Here is a 21,913-nt window from a genome sequence, read left to right on the forward strand (position 1 = left end):
CCTAATCCTGCAACAGCTTTTCAAAATAATTTCGGCTAACCCGGCAAGAGGCTTGCACCCGTTTGCGTTGTCGCAAAGTGCGCGGCAATGCTTTCAGGGAGTGCCATTGCCCTTTCAGGCGCGCCCGTTCGGTATCCAGCTTAATTAACCTGAGTGATGTAAGGGCGTAGCCTAACTGCGCTTTGATTATACCGGGCAAGCATTGTTGCAAAACCCCGCTGGGTAGGTCTTTTACTGCTACCAACAGAAAGTTACGCCCACACTGATAAGCGGCGCGTTTGCCACCACCTGTCGCGCTCAATTGGTGATATACCAGCGCATCTGGAACATACAGGCAGCGTTTGCCGCGCAAGTGCATGCGCAAGTTCAAATCAACATCTTCGAGATACATATACAGGCTTTCGTCTAGCACTTTGCCGTCCTCATTATCGCGACGCACCTCGTCCAATGCCTCGCGTTTGTAGGCAGCAGCCGCGCCACATGGTCCGAAAATCTCTTCTGCCTTATCGAATTGCCCCTTGTCCTCTTCCCACACCCCCCGGTTACCGGGTACGCCGTTGCGGCGATAAAAATCGCCTGCCGCGTGGAAAACATTAGGGCGATCACGCAGCATTATCTTGCATGCCACTATGTCGATTTCAGGGCGTTGCTGCAAGGCGTGGTCGATCGCCTCTAACCAGCCGGGTGCGGCTTCTGCGTCGTTGTTGAAGAGTATCATAACGTCACCCTTCGCCTTGTCGAACCCGCTATTGCAGGCGGCAGTAAAGCCACCGTTGCGTTCGCGTTTTATCAGACGCACCCATGAATAATTCTCGGAAAGATAATCTATGGAATTATCGTTGCTGGCATCATCCACTACAATCGTTTCGAGGGGCTGAAGCGTTTGTGCGGAGATGGATTCAAGACATGCACCCAACAACTTTGCCCCGTTGTAATTAGGTATGATAATAGAATAGGTAAAACTCACTTCAACTCCAGCGTGTATTCGGCATATTCTCCGGCAATTTCAAAGCCCAGTTTGCGATAAGCTGCCAACGCTCCCGGATTATCCGACCTTACGTTCAACCCAATGGTATCCACAGTTTTAAGTAGCTCGCGGCAAATGTGAGCGCATAGCCCAAGGCTATAACCGCGTCCTCGGTACGAGGGGTGGGTAGCTACGTTGCCTACTGCTGCTACTTTATACTGTGGCGAATAGACATGCACTCCGCCGATACTGACCAACTTGTTATTGTTTCGGATGCCATAGTAGAATCCGGTATCCAACATGCGCGGGTCAAACCAGTTTTGCGGGTAACTTTCTATATAAAGTTGTTCAATCTCTTCTACATTTTGCCAACTCAACTGCACCGGGTGCGTTTTATCATATTTTTCCAAACGTGAACAATCTTGAAGCGCCATTTTATAATGCGCCCCGTGATATTCAACTTGGTAATCTTCTTGTAGCGCTGGAATAACTTCTGGGCTTAGATGGGAATAAAAACGGGAAGGCAAGCGAGGGCGTGTGGCTTCCAGCAATTCACTTAAATGCGCTGCATTGCCGTTCGCCTGCCCGATTAACACCGGAAGGTCTGAGCCGCAATATAGCAATAGAACCTGCTGTAACACCCCGTCCTCTTTCAAACCGTACCATTCGGTATCTTCCCAGAAAAAGTCGTCAAGGTCACCCAGTTCATAAACTCGCAAAGCTTGGTCTTTTCTTAGGAAGTGTTCGATTTCCTCTTTAGAATGTAAGTTTACCGTCCGCATACCACACTCGTTTCTGGCTACTATTTAGCTTGATTTAGTTAAGGATTGCTTCCCGGATATACTGCTCCAATGCTTCTTGCCAAGTGCGCATCTTTACACCAAGGCTGGCTGCGGCGAAGTTTTTAAGGGCGCTGTTGTAAAGAGGTGGGGTAGGACGTTTAAAGTCCTTTAAGCTGGTAGGAGTAATCGTCACATTGCGTTGGCTAAGGCGAAAAATCTCCTGCGCAAATTCGTAACGGCTGGCTACACCCGTGTTCGTCAAATGGTAGATTCCATATGCTTCGGTTTCCGCCAAGTCCAAGAGGGCTTCTGCTAGGTCAGGCGCATAGGTAGGGTTACTTCGTTCATCTTCAACTACCGTTGCTGACCCCCGCTCATCGGCGATTTGTAGCATACGCTGTACAAAATTGACTTTTCCCGGTACAGGTTTTGAACCAAAAACCCAAGCGGTGCGAACCACATAAAATTTGTGAGCTATATTGCTGGTGTACCATTCTCCTGCCAGTTTGCTTCGTCCATATACGCTGGTGGGATTGGTGGCATCGTACTCGTAATACTCGTAAGGATAGGGTTTTTCCCCATCAAAAACGCAATTGGTGCTGACATATAGCAAAGTTGCGCCACTTTTAGCGCAAGCCAGCGCGAGATTCTGAGTGCCGAGCGCATTTACCCGGTAGGCGGTATCTGGGTCGCTCTCACACTGGTCAACATAGGTATAGGCGGCAGGATGGATAACAAGGTCGGGCGCGTGGTGCATAATGTAGTTCATTACCCCGGTGCGGTTGGTGATATCGCCTTGTTCATGCGACATACCCCATGTTTCAAAACCGCGTTGTTCTGCTGCTTTCAAAACCGCACTACCTAACTGCCCGTTTATACCCGTTACCACTACTCGCATACCGTTTCCTCCGCTGCCAGCACTCGCCTGGTACATTCCCCGCAGCGCTGCCCGCTTTTTTTGCCTTTTTTCTTGCTGGTTGGTTTAGCCATTTCTAGGTCGTAGATACGTGCTGAAAACAAGTTGAGGGCAGGTATTTTTGCGCCACATTCGGCGCATTTCTCCCACGCCAGTTCTTCTTCGATTATAAATTCGGAGAGGTCGCTGGTTCCCCGGTTTTGAACGGTAAGGTGAATCGCCTGAGTTGGGCACGCCGCTTCGCACAAACCACAATACATGCATTTGCCTAGGTCAAACTTTCGCAAGTAGCCTTTGGTAGTTGGATTGGTGGAAACGGCAGTGGCGGGGCAAACAAAAACGCACAACCCGCAGCCGGTGCATAGTCCCGGTTTAAAGTTCAAGCCGTTGCGTCCTTGCGCCGGGTAAATGATGCCGCCTCGTTCGCTTGGTCCCAAACCTTCTGAGGGCAACATAACCAGTGCCTGTGTAGTTTCCTCACCTGTGCCGCTACCTGATACGTCGGCATTCTTAGCTAGTTCCGGCAATTGCACCCGGTTTGTTAGTAAAAGGTTCTGCCGTACCAATCCACCATGTGTGATATGCGTCAGAAAATATGCCAGCCCATATAGCGCTGTCAGCCCGCTTATAATCCACAGCGCAAACGCCGGAAGCCCGTTTTGTAGAAAATCGAACATACCTTACACTTTAACCAGAAAAGCAAGAACCAATAGCCAAACTGTTGCACCTACACCAGCATATACCAAATAAAATTTTAAAGCTGTATTTAATTTTACATGGCTGAATAGGACTTCTGCAACACCCGTATAGCCCAGACACAGCAATACGCCTGCGGCAAAAACCAATGGATTGTTACTGAACGGTACGAATAGCGCGGTGAATAGTATTGCAACGGCGGCTCGTTCCAGCATTAGCATGAGACGATAGAAAGCAAGCGGCGGTCCGTTAAGGTCGGTAGTTACGCCTTCCAAAGCTTCGCCCTGTCCTGCTTCAAGTGGGCTGATTCGCAGTTTGGGTGGCAGCGTTACCAGAAAGAGCAAGCCACACACCAGTTTTACCGGGATATAGGCGAACTGGTTTGAAGCGGCAATTTTATTGAGATTCAGGCTACCTAGCACCAACGCGGGACCAAAAACCGCTATTCCGTAAGGTAACAAGTAAGAAATTGCCAGTTGAGCGGTGCGCGAACCGGCAACCTGTGTGTAGATAGAGGGACCCATCGCGCCGAATATAATACTAACTGCCACCGGCAATTCCAGCAATAATACTACCGCCAGTAAGTCTGCTCCTAGTCCTTTGCTCTCATTCTCAAATTGCGCCGTCCAGAGATTGCCGGGAACTGGCACAAATGCTACAGCTACGGCTATTGCCAGAACTGCCAATGCGGGCATAAAGAATTGGATGGTACGCCAAGTGGCGGCGCGCTGAGCGTTTAGCGCCGAGTCGGTTACATATGTTTCGCTAGGGGGTAACGCAGGTGCAGACACAGGAGAAGGTCTTTTGAAAAGCTTTAGTAGGTCGTACAGAGGTTGTAAAAGAGGTGGGCTAAGCCTACCTTCGGCGCGCGCTTGGAACATGCGGCGCAAGCCTTCTGCCAACAACCCTAGGCTGGCAATGAAAAAGAAACCCGGGTAAATGGCTACGGTAAATAGCAGGCGCAGAAGCATTTCAGTTGTTGAGCTAGTTACCATAAATCGAGTGTAGCACAGCAAGGCAAGGCTTTCAAGTTTTAGATTTGACGACCCCATGAAACTGTGCGAAAATTCCCGAAACTACCAACTTATGCTGTAAAAGGGGAGGTTTGCCGATGGTTTTAAGCGATGGTGATATTGTTGAGCATTTGAAGCAGGGCAAGATTCGCATTACGCCCGAACCTGATTACGATAAAGCGTTGAGCAGTTGCTCGGTAGATTTCCGCTTGAGCAATACTTTCATGGTTTTTGAGCATAGCCGTTTCAGCTTTATCGACCCGCGCAGCCCGGTTTCGATTGCCGAATCTATGCGTAAAATTATCGTAGCAGATAATGAACCTTTTATGATGCATCCGGGTGATTTTGTACTTGCCAGCACCGTTGAGACGCTAGAATTGCCGGATGATTTGGTGGGTAGGTTGGAAGGGCGTAGCAGCCTTGCTCGGTTGGGCATTATCGTGCATAGCACCGCCGCTTTGTTTGAGCCGGGTTGGGTTGGTACGGCTACTATGGAATTGGGCAATCTGGGTAGAATAGCGGTGGCGCTTTATCCCGGCATGCGAATTTGCTCTTTCCATTTTGAAAAACTAACCTCGCCTGCTCAAGTTCCGTATCGACTTAAACCCGGCAACAAGTATGCGGGACAAACTTTGCCGGGACCAAGCAAACTAACTTTAGAAGTGGAATAGGAGAATAATTTTGCCGGATAACCTGCCCTCGTTTCTAACCAGAAACCAGCTTGTACCCTTACTTATGCCTGAAAGCGGTTTGCCGCTGGTGGAAGGGTTACTCGATCCTAAAGTGCAGGTGCAGCCTGCCGGAATCGACCTATCGGCGCAAAAAGTGCTTGCGCCTACCAATGGTGCGATTATCGGCTTTTCACAGGCGGAAACGAAACTGCCCGATTATAAAGAACTGGAATGGGACTCGGAAGGAAAGGTTTACCTTGCGCCCGGTCCTTATAAGGTTATTTTGAACGAGATTGTGCATATCCCTCGTAACATCGTAGGGCTGGCGCGCCCACGCTCCACTATTGCGCGTGGTGGCGGTTCGGTGGTAACTGCGCTATGGGATCCGGGCTATAGCGGGCGCAGTGAGGTTTTGCTGGTGGTGCATAATCCTTTTGGAATGACTATTTCTCGCAATGCTCGAATTATTCAGCTTTGCTTCTGGGAATTGGCTGAACCGTTGGCGGAAGGCGAAGGCTATAACGGTCGCTATCAACTTGAGAATATACCAACCAACCGTGATTTAACGACTAAATAAAGTCGTCGTCTTCACCCAGATCAAGAGTAGCTTGCCGGGTTTCCGATTCAGGCTCTCCCGGCGAAATTTGTTTTACCCGTAGCTCGGCTTTATCCAGCAGTTCTTTGCAACGTTCTGCCAAAGCAACCCCTTCTTCGTATAATGCCAGCGATTTATCCAGCGGCAGGTTGCCGTTCTCAAGAGCGGCAGCAGTTTCGGAGAGGCGTTGGTACGCCTCTTCAAAGTTCATTTTCTCAATTTTCATTTTAGTTTTGAAATAACACCAATCAGGTTAATTTATAGCGCCATGTATAGCATCGGGGTGAATTATAGCATACTGAGGTTGGGCTTAACGGCGTTCGCCTAACACTTCGCCAATGCGCAATGCCAAATGTAAGCCCAGTCGCGCTTCGGCATCCTCTTCAAATTCCACGCCCAGAATTTCCTGGATTCGACGCAGGCGATATAACAAAGTGTTGCGGTGCAGGCTCATGCCTTCCGCCATTTTGCTAGGGCTACCGTGATATCTGAAATAGGACTCAAGGGTTTGCATCAGTTCTCCACCATTGCGCGAGTCATGCTCTAGCAGTTTGCCCAATACTTCCTGATAAAATTCGCGTAGCTCTTTCTGGTTGCTGATGGTTAGTAGCAGACGATAAACCCCTAAATCGCCAAAATAGGTGAGGTTGCCCGCACCGAAGAGCTTCAAACCCATTGTTACAGATTTTTCTGATTCCTGTGCGCTTCGGCTGATGCCTTCGATACCTTCATAAAAACGCCCCAAGCCTGCGCTGACCGACATTTCGGTAAAATGCGCCTGTACCCGATCGTGGAAGATTTTGGCGCTTTTCTTTAGTTCGATATGATTGGATTTATCTTTACCTGAACCAAAAAATAGCACAAAACGGTCATCTCGAACTCGGCTGATAATGCTCAATTGGCGGCGTGCCGCTTCTTGTTCAACCAACCGCTGCAATTCACGCGCCATGTTTTCGCTTATAGGTAAGTCCAGTTCCAATTCTTGACCATCTAGGACAATTGTAAGAGGCTTTTTGCGGTTTTTGGCTTCGCTATGCCTGAAAGCAAACGTGATAACGCAATAGGGTAAGTTTAGATTGTAGCTCAGGCGTTTGCCACGCTCTACCACCGCATCCGCATTGGTGAAGGTTCCGTCTATAATTTCATCCAACACGTTTGCTTGGAAACGGTCTTCCACCGCGCTCACCGCAATTTCGCGAGAGCGTTCGATAGCACAAGCAGAAGCCGCCCGAATTACCGCTACCCGATGGATATTGGTGAAATCTTTCCCAAGAATAGAAACATAACCGGAAATAGTCGCTTGCACAATAATCGGGGCAGTAAGTTGCATTAGCCCCGCCCCGTTTTCGAAGGTATGCAGCGGCGGGTCGGCTGCACGCAAATCTTTGCTGGATAACCATTCACGCACTGACTGCGCATGTTCCCTCAAACCTGAAACGTAATTTTCTGGAGAAGGCGGTTGATTGATCCCATTAGGGAAACCGCTTCTTGCGCGGGTATTATATGCCGGTATAGGCTCGCTTAAATCGGGCAAACTGCGGGCGCGTAGCCGGAATGAGCTATCTTCGATGATGACAGCACACTCAGTTAGCTGGCACAACCTTTCGGCAATTGCTACAAGACCTTTGCCTTCGATTACCAGTTCGGTAAACTGGCGAATCACATCCTGAGTCCACTGTTGCAATAGCTGGCGGTGTTCCACAATATATTTCGTAAGCGCTCTTTCGAGTTCGCTTAGGCTTGTGCCTTCCGGCAAACTGAGCAAGGGTAACGCAAATTCCTTAGCGGTAGAGATGGCAGAGTCGTTTATTTGCCCCATTATGGCTACACCGCTAACGCCTCTTTCTGCCAGATAACCAAAAAGGCGGTCAATATCGATTTCTTCGTCGATAAGCCGCAGCGAGCGCATGCTGATTAATACCAATTCACCGCCCTTGAGGTCATCGAACAAGGGCGTGCGACTACGGCTGACCACTACCCACGAAACTTCACGTCCGAGGTCTTCATTTTCAGTCAGCAGCACCGCTTGAGGGGGTAAAACTTTTTGATATAGTTCAGCGAATGTAATCATGATAAATCAAGATAACGATCAACTTCCCACGGACTGATATGCCTTCTATATTCAGCCCATTCTTCCATTTTTGCCTCGACTAAATTCTCATATACATGGTCGCCCAACGATTCTTGTATTACATCGTCATGCTTGAGATCATCAAGCGCTTCGCGCAAGGTGCTGGGCAAGGTTTCAATATTACGACGGCGCAACTCGCTGGCATCAAATTGGTAGATGCTTTCCTCAACCGGTTCGGGTAAGGGTAATTTACGCTTGATTCCATCTAGACCCGCTTTTAGCATTGCCGCATAAGCAAGGTAAGGATTACAAGCGGGGTCAGGGCAGCGCAGTTCAAGACGTGCTGCGTATTTGTGATTCGGACCGGGACCGCTGTGGGGAACTCGGATTAATGCACCTCGGTTGACTCGCGCCCAACTGATATATACCGGAGCTTCATAACCTGCTACCAACCGCTTGTATGAATTTACTATGGGAGCAAGTACCACCGCCATGCCTTTTGCATGATAGAGTTGCCCGGCAATGAAATGACGCGCTACGGGTGAAAGCCCATATTGCTCGGTTAAACCGGCGAAAACATTTTCACTGGAAGGAGCAGGAATAACTTTACTTGCGCCTGCGCCGTTGCGTTGCCCTTGCTCACCGTTAAAAATAAGGCTCTGGTGGGTATGCATCCCATTACCGGGGATTCCAAACAGTGGCTTGGGCATAAAAGAAGCACGTAGATTATTTTGTCGAGCTACCGCTTTGATGGCGCTTTTCGCGCTTATCACATGATCGGCAGAGCGTAAAGCTTGGTTTACCGAAAAATCAAGCTCATGTTGTCCCGGCGCAATTTCATGATGGAAGCTGTCAAACTCTATACCCATTTGGGTTAACGCATAAGCGGCTTTCTGCTTGATAATAGAAGCGGTATCGTTTGAATGGTCAAAATATCCGGCGCGGTCGTTTTCTTCTGTTACCGGCAAACCACCTACCAAGTCCTTTTTAAAGAGAAAAAATTCTAGCTCAGGAGCGGTGTTGTACAAATAGCCCAGTGCCGCCGCTTCTTTTAGAAGTTTATCCAACACATGGCGTGGGTCGCCGGGGAAACGTTCCCCGCGTGGGGTATAAACCCAGCAAATAAGGCGCGCAACACGTATTTCCGGGTCACTCCATGGCACTACCGTAAAGGTGCTGGTATCTGGAACTAGATACATATCATGTTCGGCGATACGTGCCAGACCCTCAATCGAAGAGCCATCGAACCAGACACCATTTTCGAGGGCGGCGCTTAACTGGCTAACAGGTATTGTTACAGTTTTTACCGAGCCAAAAATATCGGTAAATTGCAGGTCGATGAAACGGATTCCGATATCACGCGCCCGCGCAATTACTTCATCATTTTCCAGTTTTTCGACTCTGCTAGCTTTATCCGCTTTGGTTGCATCACTTGTTTTGTTTATTTTGCCTAGATTTTGGCTTGGTGGCTGCCCACCATTTGGCATATTCTCACTGTCAGCCACAATTTACGCTCCTAGGGTTTGAGCTTTAAGCTATACCTAGCTGGTATTTTTCTTAACAGAATTGTGCAAAATGCACGTTGAAAACACTCTGTAAAGTATAACACCCTCAGTAAAAGGCATGCAAGTGTCTAAAAGCACAACACAGACCAAAAATCATTGTTTAAATTGTCTATACTCAATAGATTAACCGAATATTCACCGCTTGTTAGTCTTTTATTTGTAATTCCAACATATTTTACTGGTATATTAAGATAGAAGGGTATTTCGTCAAATCTTAATGCATCTTTTGTGGAGGATTTCCTCCTGAATCAGGAGTAAGCAAAATGGCTACCCAGAGTAAAAATGAAGCGCAAGTTGGGGATAAAGCCCCCAACGCACGTGTGATTGACAAAGACGGCAATGTTTTTAAGCTGTCCGATTTATGGAAAGATAAACCGTTGGTGTTGGTTTTTACCCGACACAAAGGCTGTCCGTTCTGCCGCCAATATTTAGGCGAGTTTCAAAAAAATTACGCTCGTTTCAGCGAAAAAGGCGCTAACGTGGCGGCGATTATGATGGGTAATCAGAGCGCAGTTAAAGAATTTTTGACCGATCGTAAATTCAGCTTCAAGGTTTATGGCAGTGGAGGGAGTGCGTTACACCGGGCATATGGGTTGAAGCGTTTTACTGAAACCGGCGATCTTTTTAATCCTGTAAAGTCCGCAGGCGAAATATTCAAATCCCTCTCAGCAGCTTCTAAATACGGTTTGGGTATTCCCGAAGGTGATGTAGCGCAACTAGGTGGCACTTTTGTTATTGATACCGATGGTACAATCTTGTTTGCTCACCAATCGGAATTGGCGAGCGATAATGCGCCGTTATCGGTTGTATTGAATGCTTTGGAAGACCCAAAGATTCAAAACTAAAATTCAGGTAAGGACGGGTTTTATTACCCGTCCTTTTTTAATTTTGCCCACTATTGGGGTCGGTGTAAGGCAAGGAGATATAGAAAGTGCTACCTTGCCCGTAGTTACTTTCAGCCCAAATGCGCCCGCCATGGGCATCAATTACCAATTTACAAAGGGCTAATCCAAGCCCGCTGCCAATCTTGCCTCGACTGTTAGGTAACTGAACAAATTTGTTGAAGATTCTGCCGAGGTCTTCTGGTGGTATCCCCGGACCTTCGTCTGCTACGGTAATCAAAATTGATTTTTGAGGAACTTCGCTGCGTTCGCGCAAAAGTTGGGTAGCGCTTTGGCGCAAGCGTCCGGTATCGAGACTGCTGGTAGTACCACGCCGCCGAACACCCTGCTCAACTTGTACCGTTACCAGTATATCGCTACCTTCCGGGCTAAATTTGATGGCATTTGCCAGCAAGTTCATAAGCACCCGTTTCATTTGTGATAGGTCAATTTTCAACCATACTGGTTCATAAGGCAACTTGCGGCGTAGGTTTATTTGTTTCTCGCGTGCGTTCAGTTCAAGATCGGAAAGGCTGGCTTGTACCAAATCTTCTGCGGTAATTAGCTTCATATCCAGCGGCATGCGTCCGGCTTCCAGCCGACTTACTTCGAGCATAGTATTGACCATGGTAAGCATACTATGGCAGTTATTACTAGCCATTTGCAAGAATTCGCGCTGTTGTGGCACTTCGGAGTCAGTCTGCGGCTCTTCAGAGAATAGACTGTCTGCTAGTTCAATTCCACCGATAACGCCAGTAAGCGGACTTTTGAGGTCATGCACCAGCATATTGATAAAGTCTTCGCGCAATTGCTCCAGTTCTCGCTGCTGTGTAAAATCGTGGAAAACATTGAGCCAGCCAATCGGATTACGGTTTACATCCAGAACCGGTGCGCCGCTCCATTCAATATTGCGCAGTTTCGGGTCTGTTATAGTGATCTTGCGCATAAAACCCTTTTCAGGATTGCGGTTTAAATCGCGCAAAATACGATTCATATTGTCGCTACTGAAGGGTGGCTCTGCTTCCAGCACTTCTGCCAGCAAATCGGCAACTTCGCTGATACTTCGTCCGGTAACTTGATCGCTCTGAAGTTCCATTAGTTCGCTGAAACGTTGATTAGCCAGCACTACCGAATAGTTGCGATCCAGCATCAAGATGCCGTCCTTAACCGAGTTAAGCAATGCTTGCAAGCGGTCGCGTTCGCGGGTTACATCTTCATATAGTAGCGCATTGCTCAAAGCAATGGCAGCTTGTGGCGCAAGCAAATTGAGCAAACGTACATCTTCATCTGTAAATACATGGTTACGATAATCGTCGAGTATTTCCAGAACGCCCACCGTTCGCCCATTAGCAAGTAAGGGCATCCCAAGCACAGCGGTTATGCTGGAGTCATTTGAAAATAGCGGCGCTTTACCTGACCAATCGTAGTAATTATTAATCCGCATCGGCTTTTGGGTAATTGCTACCAAACCGGCAACACCCTCGCCGTACATAATGCCCGCGCCTAGATATTTGTGGTCAATATTATGAATGGCGGCAATCTGTAATTTGCCTTCCTCACCGTTGACCAGATACATAATACCGCTTTGCGCTTTTACCAATTCGCAGCTTTTAGCCAGCACCAGTTTCAGTAGTTCTTGCAAGCTGATTTTTGAGCCAATGCCCAACGAGGTTTCATTGAGAGTGGCAAGCTCAAGTGCGCGCTGTTCCGCCTGTTTATAGAGATATTCTTTTTCTATAGCGGTATGGTTTAGGTGGTCGGTAGTGCGCTTCAAGCGGATTAGCGAACGTGTTCTTGCAATTAATTCGAGGCGTTGGATAGGTTTAACCAAAAAATCATCTGCGCCGGTTTCGAGAGCGCGAATTTTATCATTATTATCGTTTCGGGCGGTTACCAGAATAATGGGGATATAGCCTAAAGCTTTGTCGGCACGAATGCGCTGCGTGAGTTGAAACCCATTTAAACCGGGCATCATAACATCCGAAAGTATGAGATCAGGATCGGTGGAGCGAACCTTATCTAACCCGGTCAGCCCATCGCTGGCAGTCTCTATTTTATAACCTTCACGCTCAAGTAAGCCTCGTAGCAATGCGACATTATCTTCGCTATCGTCAATGATGAGAATTTTAGGTGGTTGTAATGAATTAGTCATTCAAACTTGTACCATTAAAAGAACAATTATTATTGAAGTTCCGAGGCAAATTATCATCTGAAATAGGTGGAAATAGGTAGTTCCTTCATTTGTTACTACCCATTAATAGCACTTCAGGTCGTAATATGAACGCTGTACTATCGGTTTATATTTCTCTAATATATAATTTCAAATTCTATTCAGGCAAAAGTTAACAGTTTATTTGCTACCGTACAGATATAAAGGAGAGGAAAAGGAGGAGAAGGTTGAGGCAGAGTGGTAAACTGTAGTTTTCTTACCGACCAAAGTAGAAAGCAAAAGGATACCAAAATGAGTGACAACCTTCGCCGACATCGTGCCATAAAACAGCAATTGTTGCAACTCCACCCACAAGCGCAGGGGCGCGAATTACAATATTTAACAATTCTAGCGATGGTGATCAGTGGGATTGTAGGTAGTCGGCATAGTGCGTTGCCTAATATCGCCGCCAAAGTGCCAGATAAAACTAAACGGGAAAGCCGCATCATCCGAATGCGCCGATTGCTCAAAAATGATAACTTTAACCAAAAAGTGGTGTATGCTCCTTTCGCCAAACAATTGCTGAGTAGCCTGTGTCATTGTCCACTGGTACTGGTGATAGATGGCAGTCAGGTTGGTGCTGGTGGAATGGGCTTAGTAATCAGTGTAGTATATCAGGGGCGGGCTTTACCTTTGGGTTGGTTGGTGGTTAAGGCTAAAAAGGGACATTTAGCTCAAGCTTTGCACATCAGATTGTTAAAGCAAGTTCACTCGTTGGTTCCGTCTGGTAGCCAAGTAGTCTTTTTGGGTGATGGTGAATTCGATGGCTGTCGTTTGTTAAGACGGTTAGATTATTACGGTTGGCAGTATGTCTGTCGTACTGCTAAAAATAGCCAGGTCTGGTTGGATGAACAAGCTCATTATGCCATCAGTAAGTTAGGGGTTCAGCCTGGTCAGGTAGTGAGTCAGAGCGGCGTAGCATTCAGCAAACACGAGTACGGACCAGTACTGGTCATAGCGGTCTGGCAAAAGCCTTACCGTGAGCCACTTTATCTGGTGAGTAATTTGGCTCTAGCCCAGGAAGCAATCCGGTACTACAAAAAGAGGTTTAGGATTGAAACCTTCTTTTCCGATAGCAAGAGCCGAGGGTTTCGGCTGGACAAGAGCCATTTGGATGACCCTAAACGGCTAGAAAGGTTATTGTTAGCGGCTTGTCTGGCTTATCTTTGGATTGTACATCTGGGTACGATAGCTTTAGCTGAAGGCTGGAACCGGGTCATTCATCGCACCGAACGACTGGATTTGAGCCTGTTCAATTTAGGTTTGAACCTGCTTGAGCATTTTTTGAATGAACATTTACCCTTACCAGTCGCCTTTATCCCTTTTCTTTTAGAGGATTTCTAATTGTGTACGGTAGCAAAACAGTTTATTCATTTTATAACTACCTTTTAACTTAATGATTAATATTATAAGTTACATTTCGGATATATAGCAAGTTCTGAGGGCACTCGGTTTTACTTAGTGCTAACACAATTTTCACAGCCCTTTACCATCACATGTGTTGCGACAAGGTAGTTTTATTTCTATACTTCTGATAGCAAGGTCTTTTAAGATATTCAGGTCATATAAGACCTGCTAGTCAGGATTACAACAGGAAATGATTATAAAAGATGTTCCGCTCTTTCCGCTGAACACTGTGCTATTCCCACAGATGTTTCAAGCTTTACAAATATTTGAACCACGTTACCGTTTAATGATAAATGAGTGCTTACGTGATGATAAGCCTTTTGGCATTGTGCTTATAGATGGCAATTTTTCGGACGCGAAGGAAGATATGCAAGGCAATAAGTTGCAAGATTCCTCTCCGCCCTTACATCGTGTAGGCACTTTGGCGAAAATCACCGATGTTACCCGACTCGATGATGGTCGTATGCTAATCAGCACAATCGGCACTGAGCGGTTTCGTTTGCTTCAATATCATGAAGAAAAACCCTATGTAACAGCCGATATCGAGCTTTGGCCCGATGGTCAGCTTAGCGCTTCTACTGATGAAACTGATAAACTGGTTGGGCGCGTTACACAGGTTTTCCAAAATTACCTAGATGTGCTTATGAATATTGCTCATAAACGCATCGAGGATTTGGATATTCCCGAAGACCCGGCAGTGCTTTCCTACGTTATACCACATTGGCTGCCCCAAATTAGTTTGGAAGATAAACAAAATCTTCTAGAAAACGATGACCCTTATAAACGTTTGCACAATGAATTGACTTTGCTTATCAGTGAAACCGAGTTTCTACACAAGATTATGCAACATTCGGAAGAAACTGAACAAGAGGTGGAAAATGGTACAGTTCGCCGTTCTGCCTTCAATATTGGTAAACGTTTCTCCCAGAACTAGCCTAATTTAAAAATATCGCCCACTTTGATGCCTTTTTGTGCAAAGTAACCTTGTGTTACTTCAAGCGCATAGAGGTGCTCAGCTTTGGGCGTTATTATTTCTTCTGAAAACGGGTTCATATCTCGGATATCTACCAGTTTGCCGTCAGATGCAATAAAGGCAATAGAAAGCGCCAATGGCGTATCTTTCATCCAAAAGCTATATTTTCCAGTCTCCGGGAAAATGAAAAGCATCCCGCTATCCGCTGGCAAGCTTTGCCTTCCCATCAAACCTGTTTCCTGTTCTCTTGGGGTACGCGCTAACTCGACCGTCATTTTTATTTCTTCCCCGTTAGTTTTGCGAATTACTGCTGCAGAAGCAGTAAGCTGAGACTGACCGGGTGTAGCAATGGATGTGGTGGGGGTTGGGGCAGGTATCGTTGCAGAAAATGAAGTTGTAGTAATCTTTAGGCTGGTATTGGTAGGCTGAGATACATTTTGTATCGAATCGTCGCACCCGCTCAGAAGTAGATTCCATGCAATAAATAGGAATAAAATTAAAACCTTTGGTTTTGACATAGCATCCTTCCTAATACTACGATAAGGCTTTGACACCCTTATATGTGAATGGTAATATTATACTAGACTTTTTCTGCCACATAGCGACTTGAATCGGACAAAGTTTAACTCCCAAAACATACTCAATTGTAATCTGGGAGGACCGTCAGGTCACTGGCTATTTTTTTTAACGCCCTTGGTAGCGGTCAGGTCGCGTTCCGGAAAATGGAAACTGAGGAATTGCAGGCTTTATTGAATGCACTATTCAAATTTATCTTAAGTTTTATATACACTCCGATGAACCTGAGCATCGAGGGCGCTGTTATTATACGGAGTCTTAGCCATGAATATCCGGTTTTTTTTCCGCCTGTTAGGAATGGTGGTATTTGGGATACTTGGCTGGCAACTGGGCAGCGCCATTTCACAAGATTTGCAAGCGCCAGAGCAAAGGCAGTTGATTGTACTGCTGATGTTGGCAGGCGCGGCAATAGGCGCTACTGCTGCCCCATATTTTACCCTTGTGCCTTTCAGTTACGCCCGTAAGTGGGTAAAAATGCTACCTGCCATAGATTTGATTGCCAGTAGTATTGGCTTGACTTTAGGTTTAGTGGTAGCAGGTTTGCTTACTTTCCCTCTCGCGCAATTGCCGGGCTTGCTCGGAAATATTCTGCCGGTTACAGGCGCTATTGTGTTCGGCTATCTAGGCGTATCCATAATGGTTATGCGCAAGCGCGAGGTTTTCGAGTTTCTAGGCATGAATCGGGCGGCAAGTTCGTTGCCCAAAGAAAATGCTAATGCCAGTAATAACTTTTCTCGTAGCATACTGGTTGATACCAGCGCGATTATAGATGGGCGTATTGCTGATGTGAGCCAAACCGGCTTCATTGAAGGGACGCTTATTATTCCTCGTTTTGTGCTTAACGAACTTCAGCACATTGCCGATAGCTCTGACCCGCAACGCCGTAACCGTGGGCAGCGCGGATTGGAAATGTTGCGGAAACTTCGAAAAGACTCGGTTGTACCGATTGAAATCTCTGAAATCGATACGCCCGATGTAAACGAGGTAGATGGCAAGCTGGTAAAAATTGCCAAGACTAACCATTTTCCCGTCATTACCAACGATTATAACCTTAACCGAGTCGCCGAATTACAAGGGGTTAAGGTCTTGAATGTCAACGAACTGGCTCAGGCAGTCCGTCCTGTGGTGTTGCCCGGTGAAGAGCTAATAGTACGGATAACTCAAGAGGGCAAGGAAATGGGTCAGGGCTTGAGTTACCTTGATGATGGCACGATGATAGTGGTCGAAAACGGTAGACGCTATATGAACCAAGAAGTTACTATTACTGTTACCCGCGTACTGCAAACCGTAGCAGGACGCATGATATTTGCGCAAGTGCGTAACTCTGGCTATGAATAATGACACAAAATAATAATACTTCAGACAAAGTTGTAGCTGTAATAGTAGCGGCGGGGCGCAGCACGCGAATGGCTGGTCTGGACAAACAATTTGCACTGGTGGAAGGTCGCCCGCTGTTATTTCATACCGTTGAGGTCTTTGAAGCCTCTCCGCTAATTTCCGAATATGTGATAGTGCTAAACGAAGATAACCTGATGCGTGGGCGTGCTTTGGCTTACGAAATGGGCTTGCAAAAGCTGAAAAGGATTGTACCGGGTGGATCGCGCCGCCAAGATTCGGTCTGGGCAGGTTTGCAGGCGTTTGAAGCTAACCCGCCCGGTTGGGTGATGATTCATGATGGCGCACGCCCTTTCATTACCTCGCAAATACTTACAGATGGGTTGGCAGCAGCGCAGGAACATGGCGCAGCCGTAGCGGCTGTTCCGGTTAAAGATACTATCAAATTGGTGGATGAAACTGGTTTGGTGGCGAGTACCCCTGCTCGCGACCTTCTGTGGGCAATCCAAACTCCTCAGATTTTTAGCTATTCCTCGATCTGTGAGGCGCACCGCCAAGCAATTGCGCGCAACCTCGATGTTACAGACGACGCGATGTTGCTTGAACTGATGGGGCAACCGGTAAAGGTTTACCGTGCCAGCTATAACAACTTTAAGGTAACTACCCCCGAAGATTTGGTTATTGCGCGCCAGCTATTCACACTTGAATCGCAGGCGCAAAACCCTGAGCCTAAAGCTGTGACAGAAACGGTGAGCGACAAAACCTTGCCCGAAATCAGGATGGGACAGGGCTATGATGTACACCGCTTGGCTAAGGGTAGAAAGCTGATTCTGGGGGGCGTGGAAGTGCCTTTTGAGCTTGGGTTGGACGGGCATAGTGATGCCGATGTGCTAACCCATGTGATAATCAATGCGCTGCTTGGTGCTGCCGGACTGGGCGATATCGGGCGTTACTTTCCGCCTACCGACCCCATCTACAAGGATATTTCCAGCCTCAAAATGCTGGAGCATGTGCGCAACTTGCTTTATGAACGCAATTGGCAGATTTTGAATATTGATGCCACAGTAGCGGCACAACGCCCAAAACTCGCTTCTTACATTCCGTCCATGCGCGAGGCGTTGGCACAGGTTTTGCAAATTGAAGCGACCCTCATCAATGTTAAAGCTACCACTACCGAAGAACTTGGTTTTGTGGGACGTATGGAAGGTATGGAAGGGCAGGCAGTCGCGCTCTTACGCAAGCGATAACTTTCGGAAACCCTTTGATTTTTGTGCAGGGCGGCGGTAACGTCGCCTTTCGTTTGTGGTAAAGGAAAGAGAATTTTAAGAATGAAAGCAATTATTCAGCGGGTGCGGCGTGGGCAGGTTACTGTGGAAAGTGAATTGGTAGGGCAATGTGGCAAAGGTTTTGTAGTGCTGGTGGGCGTAACACATGGCGATGTCAATGCTGATGCCGATTATCTTGCCAACAAAATTGCTAACTTGCGTATATTTGAAGATGCTGCTGGTAAGATGAATCTATCGGCGCTTGACCTTGAACCTCGCGGAGAACTGCTTGTGGTATCCCAGTTTACGCTTTATGCCGATACTCGTAAAGGCAGACGACCTAGCTTTCTAAATGCTGCTTTGCCAGATGTCGCGGAACCGTTGGTGCATTACTTCGTCAATAAAATAAGGGAAATCGGATTAAAAGTAGAAACCGGGCAGTTTGGCGCAGAAATGCTGGTCGCGATAGAAAACGATGGGCCTGTAACGATTGTTATAGATAGCGCCGAAGCTACCGATAAAAAATAATCTCCTTAGTAAAACTCCCGCTCCCTTGCGTTTATTGTTATTGACTATAATTCTATCTTTGTTATGATTGTTTAGAGTAACCTCCAATAAACTAAAATTCTACGGTTCAACAATATAAAAACTTATAATTTAACCTCTAGTTGTTGGCTTTTCAGGAGAAAAGGGATGTTCGGATCAAATCAGAACCAGCAAAAAAGTTTTGCTCTAAAACCAAGCAAAGCCGGTTTTACTCCGGCTCGTTTAGGACGTATTCTTTGGGTATTGTTACTCTTATTAAGTTTAGTGCCTGCAACGGGCGTTGTAGCGGCACCCGCTTCTCAAACTGCATCGGGCGGGAATTTTGGTGGGGTAAATGTTGGTACTACTGCTACCGGTGTAGTAACCTTTAGCAATACAACCACAACTACAATCAACATTAACAGTTATAATATTCTACCTGCTGGTTCGGTTTTCAGCGTTACAAGTACCACATGTTTAACTCGCACCGGGTTAGCTGCGAATGCAAGCTGTACTTTTAATGTAAATTTTAGTCCCACAAACCTTGTAAATTATAACGCTACTCTGCAAGTTTCTTACGGCGTTGTAGCGGTTTTTAATTTTAACATTCCTCTGTCCGGGCAGGGTGTGAACCCGTTAGGTAGCATCGCCGGAAAAGTTACCTTGCAGGGCAACCCTTATCCCGGACCTGCCGGAAAAGTTACCCTCAACGGCGGGCAACAACAATTTGTTGATGCGGTCGGCAACTATGGCTACGGTGATTTAAAGCCCGGTAATTATACCGTTGGGGTTGATTATGACAGGACTCTGTATGTGACTGATACCGGGCAGGATACAGCGACGGTAACGGTAAGTGCAGGTGCAACCTCACACCTTAATTTTAATCTGATACCACGCCCGATTACTACTACGCCCGTTACTACCACGCCCGTTACCACAACTCCGGTCACTACCACGCCACCGTCCACCACTACTACTCCGCCAGCCACGGGAAGTACCGGAGCAGGTAGCAATTGTGCGCCTACAAGCCCAATACAAGGGCGAATCGATTTGGTAGTGTGCCGCGCAGCCGAGTTGCCGCCTGTCGCTGCGGGCAGAGGCAATCGCTATGTGTTAACTTTCACTTTGCATAACGGTCTTCAGAATACCATAAATGTACAGAACACCGTGGAAATCCCGCTTGCTAACGGCGTATCGGTGGTATCGGCTTCCACTGATATAGGCACAACTCGCACCGAAGATAACGGCAAGCGCGTGAGTTGGAACGGTTACGATTTGCCATCTGGACGTTCTGCAGTACTGAACCTGACGGTGGAAGCTCCGCCTGCATCAGCAGGGACTGTAAGCAGCCTTTTATCGCAGGATGTTTTCGCTGAAGTTATTGATGCAGTGACAGGCAGCCGCTATGAAGGTTATGCCGGTGCTATTAGTAGTCAAACCGGGCAGAGCCGAACTCAATTACAACCCCAACCCGCAGTACCGGGTAAAGTGCCTGCTACCGGTGCTAATAATTCAGACTTTCCACGCTGGTGGGGCTTGTTATTGCTTGGCAGTGGTACTCTCGCGATAGCGGTTTCCGGCTTGTGGTCAAGCTATATACTTTGGCGCAAACGAGCAAGGCGTTAAAAGCTGGAATGGCATAAATGGCTTATAGCGGAGCGTGGTGGTAAACTGCGCTCTGCTATAGTATTAGCCTTATTGACAGTAATATGGCTGGTGTTGGTGATTAGCCTGCCGCTAATGGTGGCAGGAGTGCTGGCATTAGCTCTTTTATTTACTTTACTCCCCTTTTTTACTCCAAGTTATTACCGGATAGATGCTGCTGGCATAACCATCCAGCGCGGTTTCAAGTTATTCAACCGCCAATATAAATGGTTGGATTTCGGTGGCTGCCGCGAAACTGCCGGAGGTTTCTGGCTAATTCCGCTTGAATCACGCGCCGCAGTGTTTCGCGCTCTCTATCTTCCATTTCCTCCCGACTCTGCTTTGCTTGAGAAATTGCGTAATACTCTGGAAGAGCATTTTCCAATTATTTAGTAGGCATTAACCATTTACAAAGCCTCAAAATATGGTATCATAAGGCTAAGACGTATTAACATAACAAATATTTATTGGTCTTTATTTCAGGTTTGAGGCAACTTAAGCCCGTCGCAATTGCTTAATGAGAAATAGCGAAAAAACTGGGGAAAGCTTTATAACTATACAGGCTACCCCCGCGCAAGCACAGCGACTCCTTGAACTGGGCGCAATAAGCGAATCCCAAGCTCGCCATGCCAGTGAGGCTGGTGGGCTAATGGTGCGTTTACCGGCTCATTTGGTAAATGAATTTCGCAACAACGAACCCGTTTCGTTACCTGACAGCCTTATCACTCTCGCTGCTACAGGCGGGACTCAATCTCAACCTTTCGATGAGGAACTTGAACTGGATAAAATGGCAGACTGGTTTCACCGCGCTGGGTTGAACTCCGCGGCGCGCCTGTTTTTCGCCACAAACCGTCCTTTAAGTTTTTTCGGAAGCCAGTTTTTACTGGCGCTGCAGCCCCTTACCCGTACCGCTTTCGGTTTGAACGATCCGACCGGGCGCTGGAGTAAATTGCTGGAAAAACGCTCCAACCTTGATCGGCTGGTTTACAAGCTGGAACGGTTGGCGCAGCAACAAAGAGGTAAGAAATAATGGCAGGCTTATCCGGTGGTACGCTGCTTTCAATAGTTATTATACTGGTATTCGTAATCTTATATTTCTATATCTGGGCGCAACTGGAACGAAAGCGCACTGTTAATTTACGCCCTTTAACGGGCTTGAATCGGTTGCGTCTGATGGTTCAGCGCACAGTTGAAACCGGCTCAAAAGTGCATTTTTCGGTTGGGAACGGTGGCTTGGAAGGTGAAGCCGGGACTGCTGAAACCCTTAGTGGAATCAGCGCTTTATCCTCGGTGCAACAAGTGGCAGCACGCAGTAAAGGGAATGTAATCACCACCACTAACGACTCGATTACTTATTTGATGGCAGCCGCTACCTCCGATGCCGAATACGTTCAGGCGGGTCGCCTTCAGGATTATAAGCCTGATCAAACCCGTTTTATTACTCAGCAACAAAGCGCTGCTTTTGCGGCAGGGCTTGCATCGATAATCGCAGAGCCGAACATTAGTGGCAGTGCCTTGATAGGGCGGATAGGTCCTGAATATCTGTTGGTGGGTGACACGGCAAATCGGCGGGATATTCCGCAGGTGGTAGGCACTACCAGTACACAAGCAATGCCTTTGGCGATTGCCAGCGCCGGTTTTGAAAATACGCTGCTGGGCGAAGAAGTATATGCTGCGCCTGCGTATCTCAGCCGTAAGCCGGCTCAACTAGCCTCGCTTCAAGTGCAAGATTTATTCCGAATTTTGATAATTATCGGCATTCTGGGAGGTGTAGTGGCGGCAACTCTCGGATTTAATGTTGGGGATTTATTTTTACGGTAAT

Annotated in this window: 22 protein-coding genes; 12 read left to right on the forward strand and 10 right to left on the reverse strand. The window is 47.2% G+C overall.

What is annotated here, in order from left to right; translation table 11 throughout:
* Position 1: 1 nt before the first annotated feature.
* The 5 genes from OZ401_RS00170 to OZ401_RS00190 are packed head-to-tail and all read right to left on the reverse strand — an operon-like array spanning position 2 to position 4,413.
* Positions 2-967, reverse strand: a complete 966-nt coding sequence (locus tag OZ401_RS00170; protein WP_341468683.1) for a glycosyltransferase family 2 protein — start codon at positions 965-967, stop codon at positions 2-4.
* Positions 964-1,749: a GNAT family N-acetyltransferase gene (locus tag OZ401_RS00175; protein WP_341468684.1), complete on the reverse strand. Its 786-nt coding sequence runs from the start codon at positions 1,747-1,749 to the stop codon at positions 964-966. Before OZ401_RS00175 ends, OZ401_RS00170 begins: the two co-directional genes overlap by 4 nt.
* A gap of 34 nt (positions 1,750-1,783) precedes the next feature.
* Positions 1,784-2,683 carry a dTDP-4-dehydrorhamnose reductase gene (gene rfbD / locus OZ401_RS00180; protein WP_341468685.1) on the reverse strand — a complete coding sequence of 300 codons (900 nt, stop codon included), beginning with the start codon at positions 2,681-2,683 and terminating at the stop codon, positions 1,784-1,786.
* Complete coding sequence (locus tag OZ401_RS00185) at positions 2,638-3,342, reverse strand: 4Fe-4S dicluster domain-containing protein (protein WP_341468686.1); 705 nt, start codon at positions 3,340-3,342, stop codon at positions 2,638-2,640. The genes rfbD and OZ401_RS00185 overlap by 46 nt, the downstream gene beginning before the upstream one ends.
* Positions 3,343-3,345: 3 nt before the next feature.
* Positions 3,346-4,413: an NADH-quinone oxidoreductase subunit H gene (locus OZ401_RS00190; protein ID WP_341468687.1), complete on the reverse strand. Its 1,068-nt coding sequence runs from the start codon at positions 4,411-4,413 to the stop codon at positions 3,346-3,348.
* 59 nt (positions 4,414-4,472) lie between these two features.
* Between OZ401_RS00190 and dcd the strand changes: the two genes are divergently transcribed.
* Positions 4,473-5,045 carry a dCTP deaminase gene (dcd, locus tag OZ401_RS00195; RefSeq protein ID WP_341468688.1) on the forward strand — a complete coding sequence of 191 codons (573 nt, stop codon included), beginning with the start codon at positions 4,473-4,475 and terminating at the stop codon, positions 5,043-5,045.
* Positions 5,046-5,055: 10 nt separating this feature from the next.
* On the forward strand, positions 5,056-5,622 hold the full coding sequence (locus OZ401_RS00200; protein ID WP_341468689.1) for a deoxyuridine 5'-triphosphate nucleotidohydrolase: 567 nt from the start codon (positions 5,056-5,058) through the stop codon (positions 5,620-5,622).
* On the opposite strand, the gene xseB is transcribed toward OZ401_RS00200, so the two are convergent.
* From xseB to glnA, 3 genes are all read right to left on the reverse strand, one after another.
* Complete coding sequence (gene xseB, locus OZ401_RS00205; RefSeq protein ID WP_341468690.1) at positions 5,615-5,866, reverse strand: exodeoxyribonuclease VII small subunit; 252 nt, start codon at positions 5,864-5,866, stop codon at positions 5,615-5,617. The genes OZ401_RS00200 and xseB overlap by 8 nt on opposite strands.
* An 84-nt stretch (positions 5,867-5,950) precedes the next feature.
* The gene (locus OZ401_RS00210; protein ID WP_341468691.1) at positions 5,951-7,711 is read right to left on the reverse strand and encodes a helix-turn-helix domain-containing protein; all 1,761 of its coding nucleotides are present in this window, start codon (positions 7,709-7,711) and stop codon (positions 5,951-5,953) included.
* Positions 7,708-9,216, reverse strand: coding sequence for a type I glutamate--ammonia ligase (glnA, locus tag OZ401_RS00215; protein ID WP_341468692.1), 1,509 nt, complete (start codon positions 9,214-9,216; stop codon positions 7,708-7,710). The genes OZ401_RS00210 and glnA overlap by 4 nt, the downstream gene beginning before the upstream one ends.
* A gap of 323 nt (positions 9,217-9,539) precedes the next feature.
* On the opposite strand from glnA, the gene OZ401_RS00220 reads away from it, so the two are divergent.
* Complete coding sequence (locus tag OZ401_RS00220) at positions 9,540-10,121, forward strand: peroxiredoxin-like family protein (RefSeq protein ID WP_341468693.1); 582 nt, start codon at positions 9,540-9,542, stop codon at positions 10,119-10,121.
* Positions 10,122-10,158: 37 nt separating this feature from the next.
* On the opposite strand, the gene OZ401_RS00225 is transcribed toward OZ401_RS00220, so the two are convergent.
* The gene (locus OZ401_RS00225) at positions 10,159-12,309 is read right to left on the reverse strand and encodes a response regulator (RefSeq protein ID WP_341468694.1); all 2,151 of its coding nucleotides are present in this window, start codon (positions 12,307-12,309) and stop codon (positions 10,159-10,161) included.
* Between the two features lie 309 nt (positions 12,310-12,618).
* On the opposite strand from OZ401_RS00225, the gene OZ401_RS00230 reads away from it, so the two are divergent.
* Together OZ401_RS00230 and OZ401_RS00235 are read left to right on the forward strand one after the other, a co-directional pair.
* Positions 12,619-13,710, forward strand: coding sequence for an IS4 family transposase (locus tag OZ401_RS00230; RefSeq protein WP_341467879.1), 1,092 nt, complete (start codon positions 12,619-12,621; stop codon positions 13,708-13,710).
* A gap of 253 nt (positions 13,711-13,963) precedes the next feature.
* Positions 13,964-14,707, forward strand: coding sequence for an LON peptidase substrate-binding domain-containing protein (locus tag OZ401_RS00235; protein WP_341468695.1), 744 nt, complete (start codon positions 13,964-13,966; stop codon positions 14,705-14,707).
* Here OZ401_RS00235 and OZ401_RS00240 read toward each other — a convergent pair.
* Entirely contained in the window at positions 14,704-15,264 is a 561-nt protein-coding gene (locus tag OZ401_RS00240) for a DUF192 domain-containing protein (RefSeq protein WP_341468696.1), read from the reverse strand. The two genes, OZ401_RS00235 and OZ401_RS00240, sit on opposite strands and share 4 nt — an antisense overlap.
* Before the next feature lie 322 nt (positions 15,265-15,586).
* Here OZ401_RS00240 and OZ401_RS00245 point away from each other — a divergent pair, with 322 nt between their 5' ends.
* The 7 genes from OZ401_RS00245 (at position 15,587) to OZ401_RS00275 (ending at position 21,912) form a co-directional block, all read left to right on the forward strand.
* Positions 15,587-16,660, forward strand: a complete 1,074-nt coding sequence (locus OZ401_RS00245; protein ID WP_341468697.1) for a PIN/TRAM domain-containing protein — start codon at positions 15,587-15,589, stop codon at positions 16,658-16,660.
* Positions 16,660-17,904 (forward strand): 2-C-methyl-D-erythritol 4-phosphate cytidylyltransferase, encoded by a 1,245-nt coding sequence (gene ispD / locus OZ401_RS00250; RefSeq protein ID WP_341468698.1) that lies wholly within the window; start codon positions 16,660-16,662, stop codon positions 17,902-17,904. Before OZ401_RS00245 ends, ispD begins: the two co-directional genes overlap by 1 nt.
* An 81-nt stretch (positions 17,905-17,985) precedes the next feature.
* Complete coding sequence (gene dtd / locus OZ401_RS00255; protein WP_341468699.1) at positions 17,986-18,450, forward strand: D-aminoacyl-tRNA deacylase; 465 nt, start codon at positions 17,986-17,988, stop codon at positions 18,448-18,450.
* A 165-nt stretch (positions 18,451-18,615) separates the two neighbouring features.
* Positions 18,616-20,073: an adaptor complexes medium subunit family protein gene (locus OZ401_RS00260; protein ID WP_341468700.1), complete on the forward strand. Its 1,458-nt coding sequence runs from the start codon at positions 18,616-18,618 to the stop codon at positions 20,071-20,073.
* A 72-nt stretch (positions 20,074-20,145) separates the two neighbouring features.
* Complete coding sequence (locus tag OZ401_RS00265; RefSeq protein WP_341468701.1) at positions 20,146-20,484, forward strand: hypothetical protein; 339 nt, start codon at positions 20,146-20,148, stop codon at positions 20,482-20,484.
* A gap of 124 nt (positions 20,485-20,608) precedes the next feature.
* Positions 20,609-21,121: a hypothetical protein gene (locus tag OZ401_RS00270; RefSeq protein WP_341468702.1), complete on the forward strand. Its 513-nt coding sequence runs from the start codon at positions 20,609-20,611 to the stop codon at positions 21,119-21,121.
* Positions 21,121-21,912 (forward strand): DUF6754 domain-containing protein, encoded by a 792-nt coding sequence (locus OZ401_RS00275; RefSeq protein ID WP_341468703.1) that lies wholly within the window; start codon positions 21,121-21,123, stop codon positions 21,910-21,912. The genes OZ401_RS00270 and OZ401_RS00275 overlap by 1 nt, the downstream gene beginning before the upstream one ends.
* Position 21,913 lies beyond the last annotated feature (1 nt).

The organism is Candidatus Chlorohelix allophototropha (assembly GCF_030389965.1).
Lineage (GTDB): Bacteria > Chloroflexota > Chloroflexia > Chloroheliales > Chloroheliaceae > Chlorohelix > Chlorohelix allophototropha.

What these genes read in the sequence shown, in the direction of transcription:
- OZ401_RS00225 (WP_341468694.1), bottom strand. Translation starts at nt 12,309, where the DNA reads ATGACTAATTCATTACAACCACCTAAAATTCTCATCATTGACGATAGC.
- OZ401_RS00220 (WP_341468693.1), top strand. Translation starts at nt 9,540, where the DNA reads ATGGCTACCCAGAGTAAAAATGAAGCGCAAGTTGGGGATAAAGCCCCC.
- OZ401_RS00260 (WP_341468700.1), top strand. Translation starts at nt 18,616, where the DNA reads ATGTTCGGATCAAATCAGAACCAGCAAAAAAGTTTTGCTCTAAAACCA.
- dcd (WP_341468688.1), top strand. Translation starts at nt 4,473, where the DNA reads ATGGTTTTAAGCGATGGTGATATTGTTGAGCATTTGAAGCAGGGCAAG.
- OZ401_RS00270 (WP_341468702.1), top strand. Translation starts at nt 20,609, where the DNA reads ATGAGAAATAGCGAAAAAACTGGGGAAAGCTTTATAACTATACAGGCT.
- OZ401_RS00230 (WP_341467879.1), top strand. Translation starts at nt 12,619, where the DNA reads ATGAGTGACAACCTTCGCCGACATCGTGCCATAAAACAGCAATTGTTG.
- ispD (WP_341468698.1), top strand. Translation starts at nt 16,660, where the DNA reads ATGACACAAAATAATAATACTTCAGACAAAGTTGTAGCTGTAATAGTA.
- OZ401_RS00275 (WP_341468703.1), top strand. Translation starts at nt 21,121, where the DNA reads ATGGCAGGCTTATCCGGTGGTACGCTGCTTTCAATAGTTATTATACTG.
- OZ401_RS00245 (WP_341468697.1), top strand. Translation starts at nt 15,587, where the DNA reads ATGAATATCCGGTTTTTTTTCCGCCTGTTAGGAATGGTGGTATTTGGG.
- OZ401_RS00175 (WP_341468684.1), bottom strand. Translation starts at nt 1,749, where the DNA reads ATGCGGACGGTAAACTTACATTCTAAAGAGGAAATCGAACACTTCCTA.
- OZ401_RS00190 (WP_341468687.1), bottom strand. Translation starts at nt 4,413, where the DNA reads ATGGGGTCGTCAAATCTAAAACTTGAAAGCCTTGCCTTGCTGTGCTAC.
- rfbD (WP_341468685.1), bottom strand. Translation starts at nt 2,683, where the DNA reads ATGTACCAGGCGAGTGCTGGCAGCGGAGGAAACGGTATGCGAGTAGTG.
- OZ401_RS00185 (WP_341468686.1), bottom strand. Translation starts at nt 3,342, where the DNA reads ATGTTCGATTTTCTACAAAACGGGCTTCCGGCGTTTGCGCTGTGGATT.
- dtd (WP_341468699.1), top strand. Translation starts at nt 17,986, where the DNA reads ATGAAAGCAATTATTCAGCGGGTGCGGCGTGGGCAGGTTACTGTGGAA.
- xseB (WP_341468690.1), bottom strand. Translation starts at nt 5,866, where the DNA reads ATGAAAATTGAGAAAATGAACTTTGAAGAGGCGTACCAACGCCTCTCC.
- OZ401_RS00210 (WP_341468691.1), bottom strand. Translation starts at nt 7,711, where the DNA reads ATGATTACATTCGCTGAACTATATCAAAAAGTTTTACCCCCTCAAGCG.
- OZ401_RS00235 (WP_341468695.1), top strand. Translation starts at nt 13,964, where the DNA reads ATGATTATAAAAGATGTTCCGCTCTTTCCGCTGAACACTGTGCTATTC.
- OZ401_RS00240 (WP_341468696.1), bottom strand. Translation starts at nt 15,264, where the DNA reads ATGTCAAAACCAAAGGTTTTAATTTTATTCCTATTTATTGCATGGAAT.